Source organism: Brevibacterium picturae (genome assembly GCF_030453725.1).
GTDB lineage: Bacteria > Actinomycetota > Actinomycetes > Actinomycetales > Brevibacteriaceae > Brevibacterium > Brevibacterium sandarakinum_A.
This window is the reverse complement of sequence record NZ_JAKDJU010000212.1, coordinates 1-4,619: the sequence shown is the minus strand read 5'-3', so window position 1 is coordinate 4,619 and position 4,619 is coordinate 1. Positions and strand designations below refer to the sequence as shown.

Genomic DNA, 4,619 nt, shown 5'->3' with positions numbered 1-4,619 from the left:
CCGCCATCAGACGGGAACGGATGCGTGCGAACCTCTCCCTCTCCGAAGTCGCTCGTCGGGCGGGGATCGGAAAGTCGACCATGTCCGGACTGGAGGCCGGCACCGGCAATCCCAGCGTCGAGACGATGTGGGCTCTGGCGGCGGCGCTCGACATTCCGCTGGCCAGGCTGCTCGATCCCCCACAGCACGAGGTCGCACTCCTGCATGCGAAGGATCTGCCCAGCCTGCCCTCGAACACGTCGAATTATGCGGCGACTCTGCTCTCAGCGTCTCCGGCGAATGCCCGGCGTGATGTCTACTTCATCCAGGCCGAACCCGGTCAGCCGCGGGACTCGCAGCCGCACCCGGTCGGCACCGTCGAGCATGTGATTCTGGGGCAGGGTGCGGCCCGCATCGAGGTGCTCGGGGACTCCTACGAGCTCCACGTCGGCGACTACCTCACCTATCCCGGCGACCAGCCGCACAAGTTCACGGCGCTCGAGCCCGAGACCACCGTCGTGTTCATCGTCGAGAGCCGCTGAGGACTGCTTCTCGAGGCCTGTCGAGGCCCACTCATCTCGGTCATGTCAGGGTCACTCCGCGGGCGGGTCGTCCGTGTCCCGCGTGTCTTCGCTCAACGAGGGAAGTCGGTTCTGGGCGGCCTCGTTCGTCAGTCCGCAGGCTTCGAGGAGGTCCACGGCGACCGGGCGCAGCAGCAGCACGAGAGACTCATCGTGGATGTCCCAGCTTGCCTCGGCGCGCGGATCCAGACTGGAGGCGGCTTCGGCCAGTGCCGCCTCTGCCAGGGCCCGATCGGTCCCCCGGCGCAGAGCGACCTCGAGCTTCTTCGACCCTTCGGACAGTGAATCGACGTAGCCGGCGATGATCGGCTTCTCCGCGCCGAACTCGGTGATGCCCACGACCCTGCGGGCGATGACTCGCATGGTTCGCATGGCACGGTCGGCATGGGTGTGAGCACGGGACAGCCTGGTCACCTCGGCGGCATGACGCCTGCCTCGGGCATTGATCTTCGCCGCTTCCTTCGAGATCTTGAGCGAGGAGCCCCAGGAGTCGATGATGTCCTGGGTTTCGCGCGCCCGAGTCAGCGCCCGCTGGGCGAGCGCGACGTCGGAATCCCGCAGCGCCCGAGACATCATCTGGAGGACTGCGCTGATCTCGTCGAGCATGCTCGCAGCCAGACCTCGCGGAACCTTGCGGGCGTCGCGCGGGAGGATGAGCGCGAGGAGGATCGCGCAGACGGAACCGGTGAGGGCATCGAGGGTGCGGGGAAACGCCAGAGTCGTGGCTGTGGCCGGAACCACGACGACGTAGACGGATTGGACGGCGATCTGAGTGATGAAGATGCCGCCGGAGTTCAGCATCGTGCCGATGAAGAGACCGATGGCAAGGGTCACCGTGAGCTGCCAGATGCCTGTGCCGTAGACGTTGACGAGGAGCTCGCCCACGAGCACGCCGAAGGTCGCGCCGAAGCCGATCTCCGTGGCTCGCCGCAGACGTCGGTCCGCGACCGGGCCGATGCCCACGGCCGAGGCCACCGCGGCGAGGAAAGGATAGGGATGACCCAGCACGTAGACGCAGAAGGCATAGGCCGCAGTGGCCGCGATCGGGATCTGGATCAGCTGCCCCGCGTTGGCCTGCACGCGCTTGATGCCCATCCGAGATCGATGCACCACAGTGTTGAAAGCGCGCTGGGGCAACTGGCTGACCTCGGATTTTGCCATCAGTCCTCCTAGTGCTCGCCTCCGCTGTACCCAGCGTACCGGAATTGTGACATGCTAAAGTCTGTGCGCCGAGGAGGCTATGAATGACAACCAACCTGACCAGAGATGAAGCGCAGAGCCGCACACAAGTTCTCGATGTCGCGACTTATACCGTCGACATCGACGTCAGCAATGCCGAGACCGGTGCTCCGACGTATCTGTCTCGTACCGCCGTCGAGTTCAGTGCCCGAGCCGACTGCCGAACATTCATCGACCTGATCGCGGACTCGGTCTCATTCGCCGAGATCAATGGGGAGATCCTCGACCCCGCCGAGGCTTTCGACGGCGCGCGCGTGAGCTTCCCCGTCCGCAGGGGAGAGAACTCCCTGACGATCGAGGCACAGGCCTGCTATTCCACCTCGGGAGAGGGGCTGCACCGCTTCACCGATCCTGCCGACGGCAAGGTCTATCTCTACACTCAGTACGAGCCGACCGATGCCCGCCGCGTGTTCGCCAACTTCGATCAGCCTGACCTCAAGGCGGAATTCGTCTTCAACGTCACGGCCCCCGAGCATTTCCAGGTTCTGTCGAACCGTCCCGAGACGAGTCAGGGCCCGAGCCAAGAGGCCAGCCAGGAGGCGATCGGCACGGACTCCCCCGCCCTCACTCATCATTTCGCTCCGACTCTGCGGCAGTCGAGCTACATCACGTGCATCACTGCAGGCCCCTACGAGGGCGCGAAAGACGAATGGACGGACCCCACGACGGGCAAAGTCGTCGCGTTGGGTGCATGGACGCGCGCCAGCCTCGTCGATCACCTCGACGCCTCCGATATCTTCTCGATCACGAAGGCGGGGCTGGATTTCTTCAGTACTGAGTTCGACTACCCGTACCCGTGGGGCAAATACGATCAGATCTTCGTTCCGGAGTACAACCTCGGCGCCATGGAGAATCCAGGGCTCGTCACGTTCACGGACAGTCTGATCTTCCGGGACAAGGTCACGGACGCGAATTACGAGTCGCGGGCCAATGTCATCCTCCACGAAATGGCCCACATGTGGTTCGGCGACCTGGTGACCATGAAGTGGTGGGATGATCTGTGGCTCAAGGAGTCCTTCGCCGACTACATGGGCGGGCTGGCGCTGGCCGAGGCGACCCGGTTCACAGACGGCTGGGTGACCTTCGCGCTACGCCGCAAAGCATGGGCGTACACGCAGGATCTGTATCCGACCACGCACCCGATCGTCGCCGACATCCCGGACGTCGAGGCAGCGAAGCTCAACTTCGACGGCATCACCTACGCCAAGGGCGCGTCCGTGCTCAAGCAGTTGGTCGCCTTCGTCGGCCGGGAGGCCTTCTTCGCCGGTTCGCGCCTGTACTTCAAACGCTTCGACTACCGCAATACCGAGCTCGCGGACTTCCTCGAATGCCTCGCCGAGGCGGCTCCTGACCGGGACATCGCCACCTGGGCCGGTGCATGGTTGGGCACCTCCGGAGTCTCCGAACTGTCACTGGAACTGACGACGACCGGTGATCCCGGTGCCGCGTCGTCGACACGACGCTCTGGTCCTGCGAGCATCACCGGCGCAAAGATCACTCAGTCCGATTCGGCGCGCGGCGCGCAGCTGCTGCGTCCGCACACGCTCGAGATCGCGACGCTGGGACGGTCGGGACGCAAGCTCGTCCCGGTCGATACCCTGACCTTCGAGTTCTCCACCGAATCCGCCGAGGTGGAGCAGCTCACCGGGCGCGCCCTCGGCGACATCACGCTGCTGAACTACTCCGATCACGACTATGCGCGCGTGCGGTTGGACCCGGCATCGACGGACGCCGCGATCAGATCGGTGTCCCGGATCGCCGATCCGCTCTCGCGAGCCCTGGTCTGGTCGGCCCTGGACAATGCTGTGCGCGATGGCCTGCTTCCCGTACAGGCGTATCTGAGAGCCTATGCCCGCAGCCTCGGCAAAGAGAGCCATGCCGGCATCATGGCCGGGCTGAGTCAGACGGCTCTGACCTGCCTGGACCAGTGGGTCTCGCAGAGGAACTTCGAGACCGCGATCTCCGGACTGCTGGGCGCTGCCCTCGACGCCCTGGCGACTGCCAGATCCGGTTCGGATGCTCAACTGCATCTGGCGACTCTGGTTCTTGCTCTCACATCTCGCACCGCACGCTGCTTCGAGGGAAGTGCCGCGATCACTATGGGACGCAGCTTCGCTTCGCAGGTCCTCTCTGTTCCCGTCGGGGAGGAGATCGACCGGCTCACCCCGAGTGCACCGTCTGAGCAGCGAACCGATCCATCAGGTGGGAGGACCGGTGGGACTGACGGGGCTGACGCTCCGGACCACGCCGCGTCACTGCCGTTCAAGGGTCTGATCAGCGATCATGCGCTGCGGTGGAATGCACTGACCGCGCTCGTGTGCTTGGGCTGGGCCGACCAGACCGATATCGCTCGCGAGAACCAGGCTGATCCCAGCTCATCGGGCCGCCTCCACGCAGAGACGGCGAGTGCGGCTATGCCTCTGCCGATCGTGAAGATCCGTGCCTGGGAGGTCATCAACGAAGCGGATGCGCTGAGCAACGATGTACTCTCAGCCATCATCTCCGGTTTCGTGGCCCCGACGTCGATGCCGCTCATCGAGAACTATGTCGATGAGTACTTCTCGCGACTGGCGAGCTTCTGGATCGACAATTCGATCGAGATCGCCAGGCGCCTGGTGCTCGGACTCTACCCTCGCTGGTCCGTTGACGAAGAGGCAGTGGTCGAGAAGACCGATGCCTGGTTGGCCGCACACAACGATGCCCCTGCGGCATTGCGTCGCCTGCTCATCGAACGACGCGATGACCTGGCTCGAGCGATCTACCTCAAATCGACCCAGAGCTCACGTCACTGACTGCTTCGCTCACGCCGCTGACCGCTTC

3 protein-coding genes are annotated in these 4,619 nt (G+C 64.4%); 2 read left to right on the top strand and 1 reads right to left on the bottom strand.

Annotated features, from left to right (window positions below; genetic code table 11):
• The coding region (locus tag L0G76_RS14285) for a helix-turn-helix domain-containing protein (protein WP_304357828.1) at positions 1–521 on the top strand (521 nt) is incomplete at its 5' end.
• Between the two features lie 51 nt (positions 522–572).
• Here L0G76_RS14285 and L0G76_RS14280 read toward each other — a convergent pair.
• Entirely contained in the window at positions 573–1,721 is a 1,149-nt protein-coding gene (locus L0G76_RS14280) for an FUSC family protein (protein WP_304357827.1), read from the bottom strand.
• 83 nt (positions 1,722–1,804) lie between these two features.
• On the opposite strand from L0G76_RS14280, the gene pepN reads away from it, so the two are divergent.
• Positions 1,805–4,591, top strand: coding sequence for an aminopeptidase N (gene pepN, locus L0G76_RS14275; RefSeq protein ID WP_304357826.1), 2,787 nt, complete (start codon positions 1,805–1,807; stop codon positions 4,589–4,591).
• Positions 4,592–4,619 lie beyond the last annotated feature (28 nt).

Coding starts and splice junctions, on each gene's coding strand:
- L0G76_RS14280 (WP_304357827.1), bottom strand. CDS start 1,721: ATGGCAAAATCCGAGGTCAGCCAGTTGCCCCAGCGCGCTTTCAACACT.
- pepN (WP_304357826.1), top strand. CDS start 1,805: ATGACAACCAACCTGACCAGAGATGAAGCGCAGAGCCGCACACAAGTT.